The following is a 1201-nucleotide window of genomic DNA, read 5'->3' on the forward strand; positions in this document are numbered from 1 at the left end:
TTGAGCGCCTGGATGGTCACGAGGTCCGCTTGCTCCGCGTGCTTTTCCCGTTCGTCGTCCTGGAACACTTCCTCCAGCGCCAGCTCGCTCAGTTGTTGAGACAGCGCCAGATCGCTCTTTCTGATGGTCTCACTGAGGTTTTGCAGCAGGGTTGCCCGTTGTGTTCCTGATCCTGCGGTCTGCCACTCGGCCCACCATGCTGAAGAAAGCAGCGCCGGCTGCACCCTGGCCAACAAGGCGTTGATTTCCGGTGGCTCAGCCAGGGGAGAGGACATATCTTGGACAGAGTATAAGAATCATAGGGACCAAGAACGTAGGGTAAGAATGGGGCACTTCAAGGACCGTGTAGAGGCCTCTTTCCCAGCACAAAAGGGGACAACTTCGATTTGAATTTGTCGCAACCGGGGAAAACCATCAGTCGCTTCCATCAAGTTTGATAGGAGCGACTGATCACGGTCTCCTGAAAGTTTGGAATCCACAGAATCCGCTGGAGCCATTGCCAGTCCACTTCGGCTTGAATTGTCAAAATGGACTGGCCAATCGGTAGGGAAAAGGCCACCAGCGCGCCGCTTCAGTCGAGTTCACGGGCCCACGCCACCCCATTGATGTGCCCACCGCCATCGACGTAGAGCGTGTTGCCGGTCAGGTAGCGGCTGCCTTCCGAGGCCAGGAAAACGGCCACCGGGGCGATGTCGCGCTCGGGGTCTCCCAGACGGCCCATCGGGTTCATGGCGTCGGCCATCACTTCCAGTTCGGGATTGGCGGCGAACACGACGCGGGAAGCGGCGGTCTTCGCCCCAGGGAGCAGCGCGTTGGCCGTAATACCGTGTCGGGCCCATTCACGGGCAGCGGTGCGTGTCGCTGCCCGCAGGGCTTCTTTGGCGGTGTTGTATTCCAGGGTGCCGATGTGGGCATTGACGCCGTTCAGCGAGCACATGTTGATGATGTGGCCATACTGCCGGGGCGCCATCACTTCGAAGGCCGCCCGCATGCCCCACCAGTGCCCCAGAAAGCCCAGGTTGAGGCCGTGCTGTCAGTCCTGCTCGGTCTTGCGCTCTGCCCGGGCGAGGGTGCCGCCGCCCCAGGCATTGTTGACAAAGATATCGAGTGTACCGAAGTGCTGCGTCGCTTGCCGCACGGCCTTCTCCATGTCTTTCCGCTTGGAGGCGTCGGTCGGGACAAAGAGAGCTCGCTCGCCCAG

The 1201-nt window shown here is 60.5% G+C and carries 1 protein-coding gene and 1 pseudogene; both read right to left on the reverse strand.

What is annotated here, in order from left to right:
* Positions 1-275: hypothetical protein (locus T432_RS09065; protein WP_044971343.1), on the reverse strand; the 275-nt coding region annotated here is incomplete at its 3' end.
* A gap of 296 nt (positions 276-571) precedes the next feature.
* Positions 572-1201 (reverse strand): annotated as a pseudogene (locus T432_RS09070) (SDR family NAD(P)-dependent oxidoreductase).

Source organism: Taylorella asinigenitalis ATCC 700933, assembly GCF_000687755.1.
GTDB lineage: Bacteria > Pseudomonadota > Gammaproteobacteria > Burkholderiales > Burkholderiaceae_B > Taylorella > Taylorella asinigenitalis.